This window comes from Pseudomonas sp. BF-RE-22 (assembly GCF_019956155.1).
GTDB classification, from domain to species: domain Bacteria; phylum Pseudomonadota; class Gammaproteobacteria; order Pseudomonadales; family Pseudomonadaceae; genus Aquipseudomonas; species Aquipseudomonas migulae.
On the sequence record NZ_JAHBDD010000087.1, the window covers coordinates 101,996 to 116,934 of the forward strand.

General features: G+C 57.6%; 11 protein-coding genes. All 11 read right to left on the reverse strand.

The genetic code is table 11. The features are described 5' to 3' along the window. Positions 1 to 3,198, reverse strand: a complete 3,198-nt coding sequence (locus tag KGA82_RS28835; protein ID WP_223453264.1) for a type I restriction endonuclease subunit R — start codon at positions 3,196 to 3,198, stop codon at positions 1 to 3. Further along, positions 3,198 to 4,502 (reverse strand): restriction endonuclease subunit S, encoded by a 1,305-nt coding sequence (locus tag KGA82_RS28840; RefSeq protein ID WP_223453265.1) that lies wholly within the window; start codon positions 4,500 to 4,502, stop codon positions 3,198 to 3,200. The genes KGA82_RS28835 and KGA82_RS28840 overlap by 1 nt, the downstream gene beginning before the upstream one ends. Next, positions 4,499 to 6,475 carry an N-6 DNA methylase gene (locus tag KGA82_RS28845; RefSeq protein WP_223453266.1) on the reverse strand — a complete coding sequence of 659 codons (1,977 nt, stop codon included), beginning with the start codon at positions 6,473 to 6,475 and terminating at the stop codon, positions 4,499 to 4,501. The genes KGA82_RS28840 and KGA82_RS28845 overlap by 4 nt, the downstream gene beginning before the upstream one ends. A gap of 615 nt (positions 6,476 to 7,090) precedes the next feature. Further along, positions 7,091 to 7,840 carry a S24 family peptidase gene (locus KGA82_RS28850; RefSeq protein ID WP_223453267.1) on the reverse strand — a complete coding sequence of 250 codons (750 nt, stop codon included), beginning with the start codon at positions 7,838 to 7,840 and terminating at the stop codon, positions 7,091 to 7,093. A 226-nt stretch (positions 7,841 to 8,066) separates the two neighbouring features. Continuing rightward, positions 8,067 to 8,594: an inorganic diphosphatase gene (ppa, locus tag KGA82_RS28855; RefSeq protein WP_007990564.1), complete on the reverse strand. Its 528-nt coding sequence runs from the start codon at positions 8,592 to 8,594 to the stop codon at positions 8,067 to 8,069. A gap of 113 nt (positions 8,595 to 8,707) precedes the next feature. After that, on the reverse strand, positions 8,708 to 9,520 hold the full coding sequence (locus KGA82_RS28860; protein WP_223453268.1) for a zinc-dependent peptidase: 813 nt from the start codon (positions 9,518 to 9,520) through the stop codon (positions 8,708 to 8,710). Between the two features lie 3 nt (positions 9,521 to 9,523). Then, positions 9,524 to 10,180, reverse strand: coding sequence for a DedA family protein (locus KGA82_RS28865; RefSeq protein WP_008042985.1), 657 nt, complete (start codon positions 10,178 to 10,180; stop codon positions 9,524 to 9,526). Positions 10,181 to 10,485: 305 nt separating this feature from the next. Next, complete coding sequence (locus KGA82_RS28870; protein ID WP_008042983.1) at positions 10,486 to 10,947, reverse strand: GNAT family N-acetyltransferase; 462 nt, start codon at positions 10,945 to 10,947, stop codon at positions 10,486 to 10,488. Between the two features lie 120 nt (positions 10,948 to 11,067). After that, positions 11,068 to 11,892, reverse strand: coding sequence for an ethanolamine ammonia-lyase subunit EutC (gene eutC, locus KGA82_RS28875; RefSeq protein ID WP_177318901.1), 825 nt, complete (start codon positions 11,890 to 11,892; stop codon positions 11,068 to 11,070). Between the two features lie 8 nt (positions 11,893 to 11,900). Beyond that, positions 11,901 to 13,295, reverse strand: coding sequence for an ethanolamine ammonia-lyase subunit EutB (locus KGA82_RS28880; RefSeq protein WP_008035777.1), 1,395 nt, complete (start codon positions 13,293 to 13,295; stop codon positions 11,901 to 11,903). A 109-nt stretch (positions 13,296 to 13,404) separates the two neighbouring features. Continuing rightward, positions 13,405 to 14,775, reverse strand: coding sequence for an ethanolamine permease (eat, locus tag KGA82_RS28885; protein ID WP_008035770.1), 1,371 nt, complete (start codon positions 14,773 to 14,775; stop codon positions 13,405 to 13,407). Positions 14,776 to 14,939: the final 164 nt, after the last annotated feature.

Genomic DNA, 14,939 nt, shown 5'->3' on the forward strand with positions numbered 1-14,939 from the left:
TTACGCCTGTGGAACGGTCTTATCAAGGCTCGCTGCCGATTTCAGCATCTTCAAAATCACCAGTGCAAACGCCCGGCTCTTCGTTTCGTTATCCAAAACTTCCAGCGACAGCTTCTCGTGGTCTGTCATGGCGTCTAATACGGTATCGAGAACGCGCTTAGGAAATAGGCCATGCATCACTTGATCCACGGAGTGGTTGTTCACCTGGGCCATCACATCTTCCTGGCGCCTGATACGCTGGGCGATACCGGTGAGGAACTGCAACTGATCGTCATCGCTCACCTCTGCACCGAAGATATCGTTCAGCGCCTCGATAATTTCTGACAAGCGCTTCTTCTCCGGATCATGAGGCTTACCACTACCCACATCACTGCCGGGCTTGAGTGTGTATTCGCCGTTTTCCTCGTTCAGGCGCAACTGATGCTCGGCGCGCTTGCTCAGGCGGTAGTGGCTCAGTTGCAGCTCGCCCACGTCCACGTCGTCTTGTTGCAGGCGATCGAAGCGCAGCAGCGGGTGCAGATGTTTGGCGTACACGCAGAGCTGCTCTAGTTCGCGGTCCTCATAGGGCACAATCTGCGAGAGGAACTCGTACAGGCGCACGAAGCTCTGCAGATTCTTTCGGAAGAGGTCCAGTTGATCGATCTGTTCGCCGGTCGCTTTCAGCGCATGCTCGGCTTTTTTCAGGCCGGCGCTGTCACCGTTCGCCTCGGCCATGCGCTTGTAATCCAGCGCCTGCTGATGCGACTCCACCGAGAAGGCATAACGCTTGGCAAAGCGCTCCTTGGCCGGCGCGCAGTAATAGCTGAGCTTGCTGGCCGCCGCCTTGCGGTCGAAGAAGGACATGGCGAAAGCCTCGACTTCCTGCCAGTGATAGATCCCTTCGGCATCCAACTTCTTCTGCAGGTCATAGATGATCTGCGGGTCGGTTACATCGGTCAGCTCGGCCTTGGTGTAGTACGGCAAGAAGGCGTCGAGAATATCCTGCGGCTCGTTGAAGAAGTCGAGGATGAAGGTTTCCTTGCTGTCACCGAAAGTGCGGTTCAGCCGCGACAGGGTCTGTACGCAGTCCACGCCTTGCAGCTTCTTGTCCACGTACATGGCACACAGCTTGGGTTGATCGAAGCCAGTCTGATACTTATTGGCCGCGATCATCACGTTGAAGTCTTGGGTGTCGAACGCCACTGCCAGGTCGCGGCCATTCAGGCCAGGGTTGAGCAGGCTGCTGTTTTCCGTCACCTCTTCGGGGATCACCTCATCCGGTAGCACGCTGCCGGAAAATGCCACCAGCGGGTGGACATCGTTGTAACCCATCTGCTGTACGTAGGCTCTCACCGCCAACTGGTAACGCACAGCCTCCTGGCGGCTGCTGGTCACCACCATGGCCTTGGCCTGGCCATTGAGCAAATTGCGAATATTGGCGCGGAAGTGTTCGACGATCACTTCAACCTTTTGACTGATGTTGTATGGATGCAAACGCACCCAGCGCGCTAGCTTGATGCGCGCCTTCTTGCTGTCCACCTCGTCGTCTTCGCCATCTGGGTGGGCGATCTTCCAAGCGGTGCTGTAGGTGGTGTAGTTGCGCAGCACGTCGAGGATGAAACCCTCCTCGATAGCCTGGCGCATGGAATACAGATGAAAAGCCTCCGGCTTGTTGCTGGAACTGGCCGGCAGCGTGGGGTCGACCGGGCGACCGAACAGCTCCAGGGTCTTGGCCTTGGGTGTGGCAGTGAAGGCGTAGTAACTGATGCGCTCATTCGGTTGGCGCGCCTGTACGGCTGCGTCCAACAACTCTTCGGCGCTGACTTCCTCGGCGTCCAGTGCATCGCTGCCTAGAATCTGTTTCAGCTTGCTGGCCGACGTGCCAGTTTGCGAGGAATGCGCCTCGTCAGCGATTACTGCATAACGCCCGCTAGCCAGCTTGGGGTACTTGTCTAGGGCATCGAACAGCGCAGGAAAAGTCTGGATGGTGACGATGATGATGCGCGTCTGCTCAGCCAGCGCCTCAGCCAGTTGTTCGGACTTGCTCTGGTTGCCAACATCGCGACTGATCGGTTTGACCACGCCCTGGGCATGTTCGAACTGGTAAATGGTGTTCTGCAACTGGCTATCAAGCACCGTGCGGTCGGTGACCACGATCACCGAGTTGAACAGGCGCTGGCCGGCGGCGTCATACAGCGAGGCCAGTTGATGCGCAGTCCAGGCGATGGAGTTGGACTTGCCCGAGCCGGCGCTGTGCTGGATTAAATAGCGCTTGCCAGGTCCTTCGGCGCGGGTGGTGTTGACCAGCTTGTTGACCACTTCCCATTGGTGGTAACGCGGGAAGATCATCGTTTCCTTGGTAACTAGTGTTCCGTCGAAGCCTTCGCTGGTTTTTTTGTCCAGGTGCAGAAAGCGCCCCAGGACTTTGAGCCAGGCATCTGGCTGCAACAAACGCTGCCACAGGTAGCTGGTGGCGTACTGGCTATCGTCGGCAGGTATTGGGTTGCCCGCGCCGCCTTCCTCATTGCCGAGGTTAAAAGGCAGGAAGAAGGTATCCTTGCCCGCCAGTTTTGTGGTCATCGCAACCTCATTCTGGCCTACGGCAAAGTGCACCAGCGCGCCACGTTTGAAGGTCAGCAGCGGCTCGGGCTTGCGCGTCAGCGGGTCTTTCACCGGGCGGTCGTAACGGTACTGACGCTTGGCGTTCTCGACCGACTGCTTGAACTCGCTTTTCAGCTCCAGCGTGGCTGTGGGGATGCCGTTAACGAACAGTACCAGATCCAGCCGTGGATTGTAGCTCTGCCCACTGCTGCCAGCCTCACGCGCATGCGGCGAGTAGGACACCTCCGGTACCACGCGCAGGCGGTTGCACTGGTAGCGCTTCAAGGTATCCGGGTTCATACCGTGGTCGGGCTGGAAGCTGCACAGCTCCACCTTCACCGCCGGCAACTTGAAGCCATGGCGCAGCACATCCAGGGTGCCGCTCTGCTCCAGTTCGCGCACGAGCTTCTGTACCAGAACCTCTTCTGGAGCATTGGGGTTGGCCTTGGCGAACTTGTCCCAGCGCTCCGGCCAAGCCTCCTTGAAGTAGTCCAACACATCTTCGGTGTACAACGCCGTGTGGCGGTCGTAGCCACTGGCCGTACCCACTAACCAGCCTTGGACGACCAGTGCGGCGATAATGTCCTGTTGAAACTGCGCTTCCTTGCTGTCCGCCATTACACAGCCTCTTTTTCTAATTCGGGAAACTCACGCGTGCTGGTTGCAGGATGCCAGCCGCGCACGTCGATTTTGCCAGTCACAGCTGCTGAAATTAGGGCAGCGCGACGCTCTTGGAGAAGAGCAATAAGTTCTTCTGCATCGCGGGCTGTACTAGAAATCTTCGATGTTTCGATAGATACATGCTTTGAGATCTGCTGTTGCTCTTTTAAAGGAGGAAAAGCAAATCGATACTGACGCAGCTGTTCGGCAGTCAAATGGTCGATCGTAGTCTGATTACCGCCGGCAACAAACACCCCTCTTTGAGTCGCCATTTCCATCACGTATAAAAAAAATTCCGCAGTATCGCTATTGAAATCACGGGGTCGCAATCGATGGAGAGCTTTCTGGTAGTAGCACTCGTCCAACTCACCTCTCCATATTGCCGAGCGACCAACATAGCTACCACCTTCATTGACCAGCAGGTCTCCAATTTTTAGCCGGTATGAGCGCTGAGCTTCTGGAGGAAAATCCATCAGAGGCAAATCCAGAGTATTAATTGCGTTCCACTGAACATCAAATACTCGGAGATAGGGCTTCAGGTATTCGCCCTGCGCACGCTGTTCGTTCAGCATTCTCCCCAACTGAATTTCATAGCGATAGCTTGTTGGTGCAACCGCCCAATGCACCGGTACCTCGCCTAGCCACTCTACGTCGGAGCCTTTCATAGGAACCGTGGGGTCGAGGCCTTTGGTGACGGCGTGGGAGATCACGGCTTGGCGCTTTTCCTTGAGCAGTTCGATCAGGCGCTGCTGCTCTTCGATCAGGGCATCGATGCGGGCGGTTTCGTAGTCAAGAAAGCGAGCAATTTGGGTTTGTTCTTCAACTGGTGGAATGGCGCAAGGGTGATTGAGTAAATCGCCCTGGGTCATGCTCGGTAGAGCAGTACTGGTTGAGTAGAACTGAAAGGGAATTGTGAGCGCGTTGTAATAGAAGAATTTTGCTGAAGCGCCTAAGCACACTTCGGTGTAGAACATGGTATCGACAGTCCAGAATCGACCGTGAATATATAGAGGTTTATCTATTGTTCCCTTCCGGCCAAGCAATACAGACTCTCCGTCATAAAGATACCGTGTGGCCTTTGCAAACTGCCCTCCCGAGCCAATAACTGGGTATTCACCGTCAGGGCTCTCTACATCCTTGTAATCTTTTCCGTTACGTATCCAGCCCATACGCTTTATGGAGCCTAAAATCCAATGCGTTGGCACCTCACCGGACCCCAGTGCTCCGAAGTCTTTGTACTCTGGGTAGGTTGGAAACGTCATGCCGACAGCCCCTCAATCATCTGCTTGATGCGATCGGTGCAGGCTTTCAAGTCACGGTCGATAATTGCTAATGGACGCGGTGGCTGAAACACATAAAAGTGTCGGTTGAATGGAATCTCGAAGCCGACAATGCCGACCTCTCCGTCCAGGGCGTCTGTCTTGGTTTCGTCAATCCAGGCATCCGGCACATGGGGGATGACTTCGCGGTGGAAGTAGGCGTGCACCGACTCGCCAAGCGGTACGTTCTCGTTGTCACGCAGTCCGGCGTCAGCTTCCGGTTGGCCGTTAGTGGTACAGATGTCGGCCTCTGGATCGCGCTCGCTCAGGGCATTGAGCAAAGCTTTGCGCTCTGGTGTACTGAGACTGACGCTGTGCGTGGCGAGGGCTTTTTTCAGCAGCTTGCTGAACTGCTCGCGGTTACGGTGCAGCACGCCCGAGTCCATGACTTGCAGGGCGGCAATCAGTTGCTGCTGAATGGCACTGTCGAGCTTCTGCAGTGCTTTTTCTTCCAGCACTTTGCCGATGCGTTCAGCGCTAGTTTGGAAGTTCAGGCGCAGCGGACGCTCGACGGTGATGCGCCGGTAGCCGAAGGCATCGATGGGGAAGATTTTGCTCTGCGCGGTTTGTTCAAAGCTGCCGTATAGGCGCACCATCTCGCTGATTTGATCTTCGGTGATGTATTGCCGCTTGCTGCCCAGCGACTTGCGCATTTTGGCGAAGTGCTGGCTGCCGTCAATCAACTGCACCTTGCCCTGCCGTGCGGCGGCTTTGTGGTTGCTGAGTATCCACACATAAGTGGCAATCCCGGTGTTATAGAACATGTCAGTCGGCAACGCAACGATAGCTTCGACCAGGTCGTTCTGCAGTAGATAGCGGCGAATCTCGGACTCACCCGAACCCGCGCCACCGGTAAACAGCGGCGAGCCGTTGAGGATGATGCCGATGCGCGAGCCACCGTCGCGTGGGTCACGCATTTTGCTGACTAAGTGCAACAGGAACAGCAACGAGCCGTCAGACACTCGTGGCAGGCCAGGGCCGAAGCGGCCGTCGAACCCCTTGTGGCTGTGCTCGTCGGTGATCTGCTTTTGCACCTTCTTCCATTCCACGCCGAACGGCGGGTTGCTGAGCATGAAGTCGAAGTGCTTGCCAGCCAGTTGGTCGTTGGACAGCGTGTTGCCGAGCTTGATGCTGGCCACGTCCTGGCCCTTGATCAGCATGTCCGCTTTGCAGATAGCGTACGACTCGGGATTTAGCTCTTGGCCGTGCAGGGAGACGCTGACCTTTTCGCTGATGGACTGAATGTATTCATCGCCCTCGGACAGAAAACCACCCGTACCCGCGGTTGGATCATAGATGGTGACGATACTGTTGGGCGCAAGCTTGTGGTCCTGATCGGTAATCACCAACGAAGTGGTGAGGTGCACGATATCTCGTGGGGTGAAATGCTCACCCGCAGTTTCGTTGGAGCTTTCGGCGAACTTGCGGATCAGTTCTTCGAAGATGATGCCCATGCCGAAGTTGCTGATGCGCTCAGGTTCCAAGGGCGCGACGGCAAAACGCTGCACCACCTGATACAGCAAATTGGCGGTCGCCAACTGCTGGACGAAATCCTCGAAGTGGAAATGTTCGAAGATCTCGCGGGCGTCCTTGCTGAAAGCCTGAACGTAGCTCATCAGGTCCGCGGCGGTCTGAGTGTCGGACAACGTGCCGAGAGTCATTGGAGATCCGTTGAAGAACTGCTGGTTGGCAGTGCGCAGCAGAATCATTTCGCGCACGGTATCGGGGCGGCCTTCCTGAGCGAAGGTCTGCTTGATCACTTCGTCCTTAGTCGGGGTCAGCACGCACTCCATGCGCCGCAGCAAGGTGAATGGCAGAATAATGCGGCCGTACTGGGACTGCTTGAAATCACCACGGAGCAGGTCGGCAATCGACCAGAGAAAGGCGGCCGTCTGGGAATGGTTTTCCGTATTCACGCGACAGTTCCTTGGAGTAGGCAAAAAAGCCGAGTTTAACCCGTCGAACTGCCTACATGTCATAGGCAATGCAGGAGCGGTAGGTATTGGAGGCTCTGCTTGTGGTTTACCGGGGATTGTTAACAGCAACTGTTCGAAGTGTTCGCGATGGCCTAGAGCTTGCGAAATCGAGGATATGGGCTGAAGTATGGCTGAGATGGGCTCTGCAAAATGGGCCTTATTTTATAAAGGCTGCAGACATTAAAAAGCCGGCTTGTGGCCGGCTTCTCGGGGACTGGCTTGGTTCATTTTTGGTAAACCGCGCCAGCCTTCAAAACGTACACCCGGATCTTGCGTCCGGCTGTGGGACTCGGCGAGAAAATCATCTGCCTTGTCGGTGCGATCGGAGCCGCTGGGCGGGTCGATGCGCAAATGTGGGGCGCAGCATACTGATTTTTTTGGGGAATTCCCAGTGTGGTGTGTGGGGTAGAGCTGTCGGGTGGGCTCTGGCCAGGTAATTCGCGTGGATTTTTCGGTGAATGTTCCACCGCCTTCGCGAGCAGGCTCGCTCCTACAGGTACTGCGCAGTACCTGTAGGAGCGAGACCAGCTTGCCGGCGAAGTATGCGGCGCGGTATTACAGGAACGGCAACGGCGGTCTGCGTTTGTTGAGGGTCGACCACCAAAACACCCACCCCAACACCCGGATGTTCTGCTCTTCAATTTGCGCGGCCCTGAAAGTCTCATCCGGGTACTCGGCGCTGTTGTGGCTGCGCATTCGCAATCCATTGCCCGGCATTCGGTGCAGGTACTTGATGCGCAGCATCCCGTCGTGTTCGATCGCATAAATTTCTCCATCGACAATCTGGGTCAGGCCGCGATCGATGGCGATGGTTGAGCCGTCTTCAATTTTCTCGGCCATGCTGTTGCCGATCATGTAGGCGCAGATGGCATCCGCATGGTTGATTTCCAGGGAGTCGAGGTGGCTGCGGGGTAGGCGGATGGGGTGGCTGGTGTCCTCGACCACGTGGGTTTTGCTGGAGCCGGGAGCGATGGGCGCTTCTTTGTAAAAGTGCAATTCGACATCGGTGGGTTCGATGACGGTGTAGATGCCGCGGAGGGCCTGGGCGTCGAAGGTGTTGCCGGTGTCGCTGACCAGACGCAGGTGTTTGGCGTCTTTCGGGCCTTCGAGATATTTGAGCCACTCGCTGTTGACCGAGAGTTTTCTGGCGACGGCTTCCATGCAGTGATCGGGCACACCGCGGGTGTACCAGTTGTGGACGTTTTGCGGCGCCGTGCCGAGGTATTCGGCGAATCCGGTCGTCGTGATGTTCGCTACTTTGAGGAGCGCTTTAAACCGTGGACCGCTAGTGTTTTTTTTCTTCATGGGCACGAGTTTACGGGCGTATGGCGAGGCTTTGAATAAACGAACCGTTCAAAATACGAGGGAAATTTAAGACCGGATGTAAGACGTATCGAGTAAAAATTAAACAAGAAAAAACCGATTCACCGGATGGTTAAACGGCACGTTTAAAAGCTTTTCTGCGGGCACAAAAAACCCCGGATAAACCGGGGTTTTTTCAAGTCGTCAGTGGCGCAAGGCCAGTGGCGTCTCAGCCTTTGTAGGCAGCAACCGACTTGGTGATCGCTTCGCGGGCGGCGTCTGCACCGGCCCAGCCTTCGATTTTCACCCATTTGCCTTTTTCGAGATCTTTGTAGTTCGCGAAGAAGTGCTCGATCTGCTGAATCAGCAGGGCTGGCAGGTCGGTGTATTCCTTCACGTCGACGTACAGCTGGGACAGCTTGTCGTGTGGGACTGCGATGACTTTGGCATCGCCGCCGCCGTCGTCGGTCATGTTCAGGATGCCGACCGGACGAGCGCGGATCACGGAGCCTGGAGCAACCGGGTAAGGGGTCACGACCAGCACGTCGAGGGGATCACCGTCGTCAGCCAGGGTGTTCGGGATGTAACCGTAGTTGGCCGGGTAGAACATCGGGGTGGCCATGAAACGGTCAACGAACAGGCAATCGCTGTCTTTGTCGATTTCGTATTTGATCGGCGCGTGGTTGGCCGGAATCTCGATAGCGACGTAGATGTCGTTCGGCAGGTCTTTGCCAGCCGGAATCTTGCTGTAGCTCATTGGGCGGTGCCCCCGTTAGTTGACCAAAAACACTTGGCCGGATTGACCAAAAAGTGGCGGCGATTATAGGCATATTCCGCCGATCACGCTACGGATCAGAGGTCGTGTAGACCTTAGTCGTGTGCCTGATAGACAGGGTTCTCGGCCAGAAGTTGCCGCAGACGCGCCAGTGGATCCTGCCGGTAAAACAGCCTCAACTGCTCATACACCTGTGGATAAGCCTCATGCAGCAAATCCGGGGCGCTGAAGAAGTATTCGCTGGTGACCGCGAAGAACTCGGCGGGGTTTTCCGCGGCGTAGGGGTCGATGGCGGTTTCGGCGTCCGGGTTGCGCTCCAGTTGCCCGTCGAGGTCGTCGTAGGCCTCTTGCATGACCTTGGCCCAGTCGCTGACGCGCATGTCCGCGTGCAGCGGCGGCAGGCCGTTGGCGTCGCCGTTGAGCATGTCGAGCTTGTGCGCGAGTTCGTGGATCACCAGGTTGTAGCCTTCCCAGCCACCACTGGCCATCACGCCGGGCCAGGCCAGAATGATCGGGCCTTGCTGCCAGGCTTCGCCGCTGTGTTCGCCGTCCCACTCGTGTTCAACGCCGCTGGCGTCGCGATGGCGCTGCGGGCTGAGGAAGTCGTCGGGGTAGAGGACGATTTCGTGAAAACCCTGATACCAGTTCAGATCGCCCAGCTTCAGCAACGGTAATTGCGCCTGGGCGGCGAGCAGTAAACGCTGTTCCTGATGGAGTTCGACGCCGGGCAGGGCGGTCAGGTGTTTGTCGTCGAGAAACAGTACGCAGGCTTCGCGCAACCACTGGTCTTCAGCCGCGCTGATGCCGTCGAGGAAACTCAGGTGATGGCGCACCCGCTGCCACATATCGTCGGCAATCGGGTGCCTGGCCAGGATGCGCCGGCGACGCCAGGCGCTGAGCGACCACATCGTTCAGTGTGGTTCGGCTTTGGACGCGGCGCTGCCGAAGCGGCTGCGAATCACGCCGATGATCATCGGCACCAGTGAAAGCAGAATGATGCCCACTACCAGCAGCGAGAGGTTTTTCTTGATGAACGGCACGTTGCCGAAGAAGTAACCGAGGGTCACCAGGCCGCCAACCCAGAGGATGGTGCCGAGGACGCTGAAAAAGAAGAAACGCGGGTAAGGCATTTTCGCCACGCCGGCGACGAACGGAGCAAAGGTGCGGATGATCGGCAGGAAGCGCGCCAGGGTCACGGTTTTGCCGCCGTGCTTGTCATAGAAGTCGTGGGTTTGTTGCAGGTAATCGCGGCGGAAAATTTTCGAGTTCGGGTTGCTGAACAGTCGCTCGCCCACCGTTCGTCCGATGATGTAGTTGGTGCTGTCCCCGAGGATCGCCGCCAGCATCAGCAGGCCACCGAGCAATACCGGGTCCATGCCGCCACCGGCCGCCACGGCACCGGCGATGAAAAGAAGGGAATCGCCCGGCAGGAAAGGCATCACCACCAGGCCGGTCTCGCAGAAGATCACCAGAAACAGGATGGCGTAGATCCATGGCCCGTAGTTGTTTACCAGCAAGTCGAGGTAAACATCGAGATGCAGGATAAGGTCGAGCGGGTTGAAATCCATGGAGGCACCTGTGGTGACGGCCCGACTCGGCAGGCCTGTGCGGATGACTTCGCGTAAGGCTACAGACGGGTGTAGTTTTTCTTACAAGCCGGAAAGGTCGGCATTATACGGGCTGAGAAGTGAAAAGCGCGTCGAGTTTGTAGCGAGGAGTGTCGCGCAAGACCGGCGGCGCGGTCTGCTTTTTTTTGTAGGAGCAGCCGGTCGACGCTCGATTGCTCGCGAAAGCGGTCGAGCATCCGGCGGATATGCTGAATGACATACCGCTTTCGCGAGCAAGCTTCGCTCCTACGAGGGCTCGGTGCGGATCAAAGCTCGTCGCTGATCGGCAACACGTAGTTTTTAAACTCAGTGTCTTCCTTGAATCCGATGGATTCGTAGGTTTTCTGTGCGATTTTGTTGTCGCTGCTGGTGGAAACGCGCATGCGCACGGCATTGGTTTCCTTGGCCATTTTTTTCGCGGTGCGCATCAGGTTGTCAGCCACTAACTGCCGGCGGGCGTCTTCGGCGACATAAATGTCGTTGAGGATCCATACGCGTTTAAGCGAAAGCGACGAAAAGCTCGGGTACAGCTGACAGAAACCCATCAGCTTCTTGTCGTCGTCATCGGCCAGGGCCAGGTAGATCACCGATTCCTTGCGACGCAGGCGTTTCTCGAGGAACGCCCGGGACGAGTCCGGATACGGCAGGGAACCATAAAACTCGCGATATTTGACGAACAACGGGGTCAGCAGGTCCAGGTGTTCAAGGGTCGCTTGAATAATCCGCATCGATAGGTCTCGTCTTCAAGTGGCTGTCTTCACATGCTCTGACGGCGAACGGTTCTTCACTCGGGCAGCCGTGTTTCGATCCTGCCTGAAATTGAATCAGAAACGCAATGCGGAAACGGTTCAGGCATCCGGCAGGCTCAGTAGGAAATTACCTTTCATGTCCGCTCCTGCGTCCGACTCCAGCGTCTGAAGTTGCGCTTCGTCCTTCAGGTTGACCCCCGACAACTGTCGCCGACAGGCTTCGCGCATCAAATACAGCAATCGGTGTGCCGCCATGCCATAACTCAGGCCTTCCAGTCGCACATTGGAGATGCAGTTGCGGTAAGCATCCGTCAGACCGACCTTTGGATTGTAGGTGAAATATAATCCCAGACTGTCTGGCGAGCTGAGGCCTGGGCGTTCGCCAATCAGGATCACCACCATTTTTGCGCCCAGCAACTCGCCGATTTCGTCGCTTATCGCGACCCGGCCTTGTTCTACCAGAATCACCGGTGAAACCGTCCAGCCATCGACTTCGATCTGCTCTCGCATGCGCGAAAGGAAGGGCACGGTGTGGCGGTGCACAGCCAGTGCCGACAAACCATCGGCCACGACAATCACCAGATCGACGCCGCCGGGATAGGCTGAAGCATGGTTGCGCAGGATTTGCGCGGACTCATCGCTCAATTTCCGCCCCAAGTCAGGGCGCTGCAAATAACTGTCGCGGTTGGTGGCGGCGCTGTGCAGGAGCACACTTTCGTATCCGCATTCGGCCAGTTGCGCGCTGAGCCCGGCATGGTCGAAGGGCAGGTGCACCGCGTCCCGAGCCTGGGCGTGGGCGTACTGAAAATCCAGCTGTGCGCTGGTCGGCATGCTGGTACCGGTGCGGCCCAGGGCAATCCGTGCCGGGGTCAGGCGCCGCAGTTCCAGCAATGGATTTTCTGAATCAACAGGCGGTTTATCCATCTCGACACTCATCCCAGTTGCCCCATCGCCTGGCGGAAGGCTGGCGGCAGGCGCTCGCCGAAATGAATCTTGCCATCGGCCTGAGTGAAAATGCCCATCTTGGCCAGCCACTGTTCGAACTCCGGCGCCGGTTTCAAGCCCAGGGTTTGTCGGGCGTAGAGCGCGTCGTGGAACGAAGTGGTCTGGTAGTTGAGCATGATGTCGTCGGAACCGGGGATGCCCATGATGAAGTTGATCCCGGCCACGCCCAGCAGGGTCAGCAGGGTGTCCATGTCGTCCTGGTCGGCCTCGGCGTGATTGGTGTAACAGATGTCGCAGCCCATCGGCACGCCCAGCAATTTGCCGCAGAAGTGGTCTTCCAGGCCTGCACGGATGATCTGTTTGCCGTTGTAGAGGTATTCCGGGCCGATAAATCCTACGACGGTGTTCACCAAAAACGGTTTGAAATGTCGGGCAACCGCGTAGGCGCGGGTTTCGCAGGTTTGTTGATCGATGCCGTGGTGGGCGTTGGCCGACAGGGCGCTGCCCTGGCCGGTCTCGAAATACATCAGGTTTTGCCCAAGCGTGCCGCGATTCAGGCTCAAACCGGCGTCGTAACCTTCCTGCAACACGTTCAGGTTGATGCCGAAGCTGGCATTGGCCGCTTCGGTGCCGGCGATCGACTGGAACACCAGGTCCAGCGGAACGCCGCGATTGATCGCTTCGATGGACGTGGTGACGTGGGTCAGCACGCAGGCTTGTGTAGGAATTTCGTAGCGCTGGATGATCGCGTCGAGCATTTCCAGCATCGCGCAAATCGAGGCAATGCTGTCGGTGGCCGGGTTGATGCCGATCATCGCGTCGCCGTTGCCGTACAGCAGGCCGTCGAGAATGCTCGCGGCGATACCGGCCGGTTCGTCGGTGGGGTGGTTGGGTTGCAGGCGGGTGGATAAGCGTCCCCGCAGGCCCATGGTGCCGCGAAAGTGCGTGATCACGCGGATTTTCTGCGCGACCAGCACCAGGTCCTGCACGCGCATGATTTTCGACACGGCTGCTGCCATTTCCGGCGTCAGGCCTGGTGCGAGGGCGCGCAGGCTCTGTTCGTCGGCGGCATCGCTGAGCAGCCAGTCGCGAAACCCGCCAACGGTGAGATGGCTGACCACGGCGAAGGCTTGTTTGTCGTGAGTGTCGATGATCAGTCGGGTGACTTCATCGGTTTCGTAGGGGATCAGCACTTCCTGCAGGAAGTGAGTCAACGGGATATCAGCCAGGGCCATTTGCGCGGCGACGCGCTCGCCATCGTTAAGGGCGGCGACGCCGGCCAGGAAATCCCCGGAACGCGCCGGGCTGGCCTTGGCCATGACCTCTTTGAGGCTGGCGAAGCGGTAGGTCTGGGCGCCGATGGAATGGGCAAATGTGGCCACGGTGTCCTCCTGATGTGTAGAAGTCTTGATTACCCTGACATTCCCTTGTGGGAGCGATGTGCACTTCAATAAAGCAGGCGCCGGGGCGTTAGCCCGGCACCGGTGCAACTCAGGCGCCTTCGAGCATCGCATCCGCCGGCGCATCGAAGCGCTGTTTGGCGGTCAGTTGGAAATACAAATACCCGGCCGCCATGAAACCGAGGAACACACAGCCGATCAGCGGGTTGAACCACGCCATCGCCACCAGGCACACCACGGCCAGGAACAGCGCAATCCCCGGTACGATCGGGTAACCCGGCGCGCGGAAGCTGCGTTCCAGGTTCGGCTCGGTCTTACGCAGCTTGAACAGGCTCAGCATACTGATGATGTACATCACGATGGCACCGAATACCGACATGGTGATCATCGCTGCCGTCAGCGTCATGCCTTGCAGGTTGACCAGGCCGTCGCTGTAGATTGCCGCGATGCCGATCACGCCGCCGGCCAGAATGGCCCGGTGCGGGGTCTGGAAACGTGACAGTTTGGCCAGCGAACGTGGCAGGTAGCCGGCCCGGGCCAGGGCGAAGAACTGACGCGAGTAACCGAGAATGATCCCGTGGAAACTCGCCACCAGCCCGAACAGGCCGATCCAGACCAGCATGTGCATCCAGGTCGAATTGTTGCCGACCACGGCTTTCATCGCCTGAGGCAGCGGGTCGTTGATGTTCGACAATTGACGCCAGTCGCCCACGCCGCCGGCCATCACCATCACGCCGATCGCGAGGAACACCAACGTCAAAATGCCGCTGACGTACGCCTTGGGAATCGTGCGTTTCGGGTCCTTGGCTTCTTCAGCCGCCATCGCCGCACCTTCAATCGCGAGGAAAAACCAGATCGCGAACGGGATCGCCGCAAAGATGCCGGGGATTGAGGCAATGGTGAACTCGTTCGAACCCGACCAGCCGTTGAGCACGAAATTGCTGAAACTGAAGCCCGGCGCGACCACGCCCATGAACACCAGCAACTCGGCGACGGCCAGCACGGTCACCACCAGTTCAAACGTGGCGGCGATGCTGACGCCGAGGATGTTGAGCGTCATGAACACAAAATAGGCGCCAACGGCGGCAATCTTGGGGTCAAGTTCCGGGTATTGAACGTTCAGATAAGCGCCAATGGCCATGGCAATGGCTGGCGGCGCAAAGACGAATTCAATCAGCGTGGCAATGCCGGCAATCAAGCCGCCTTTCTCGCCGAAGGCCCGTCGGCTGTAGGCAAAGGGCCCGCCAGCGTGGGGAATGGCGGTAGTCAGTTCGGTGAAACTGAAGATGAAGCAGGTGTACATCGTCGCCACCATCAGGGCGGTGACGAGGAAACCCAGAGTGCCTGCGGTGCCCCAGCCGTAACTCCAGCCGAAGTACTCGCCGGAAATCACCAGGCCGACGGCAATGCCCCATAAGTGCAGGGTGCCGAGTGTGGGTTTGAGCTGTGTGGAAGAAGTCATAAGTCCTCGCTGTCTTTTTTATTGTTTGATCTGTTGGACTTTCGGAAACTGATTTTTGGTGTGGAGCGGGCACGCAAAGCCCGTGCCAGAGCGGCAGGGCAGTGATTTGTGGTGTGTTTGAGGATGCCTTCGCGGGCAAGCCTCGCTCCTACAGGTACGGCGTG

Bases quoted from the DNA above. Each gene is read 5' to 3' on its own strand.
- KGA82_RS28835 (WP_223453264.1), bottom strand. From the start codon at position 3,198: ATGGCGGACAGCAAGGAAGCGCAGTTTCAACAGGACATTATCGCCGCA.
- KGA82_RS28840 (WP_223453265.1), bottom strand. From the start codon at position 4,502: ATGACGTTTCCAACCTACCCAGAGTACAAAGACTTCGGAGCACTGGGG.
- KGA82_RS28850 (WP_223453267.1), bottom strand. From the start codon at position 7,840: ATGAAGAAAAAAAACACTAGCGGTCCACGGTTTAAAGCGCTCCTCAAA.
- ppa (WP_007990564.1), bottom strand. From the start codon at position 8,594: ATGAGCTACAGCAAGATTCCGGCTGGCAAAGACCTGCCGAACGACATC.
- KGA82_RS28860 (WP_223453268.1), bottom strand. From the start codon at position 9,520: ATGTGGTCGCTCAGCGCCTGGCGTCGCCGGCGCATCCTGGCCAGGCAC.
- KGA82_RS28865 (WP_008042985.1), bottom strand. From the start codon at position 10,180: ATGGATTTCAACCCGCTCGACCTTATCCTGCATCTCGATGTTTACCTC.
- KGA82_RS28870 (WP_008042983.1), bottom strand. From the start codon at position 10,947: ATGCGGATTATTCAAGCGACCCTTGAACACCTGGACCTGCTGACCCCG.
- eutC (WP_177318901.1), bottom strand. From the start codon at position 11,892: ATGGATAAACCGCCTGTTGATTCAGAAAATCCATTGCTGGAACTGCGG.
- eat (WP_008035770.1), bottom strand. From the start codon at position 14,775: ATGACTTCTTCCACACAGCTCAAACCCACACTCGGCACCCTGCACTTA.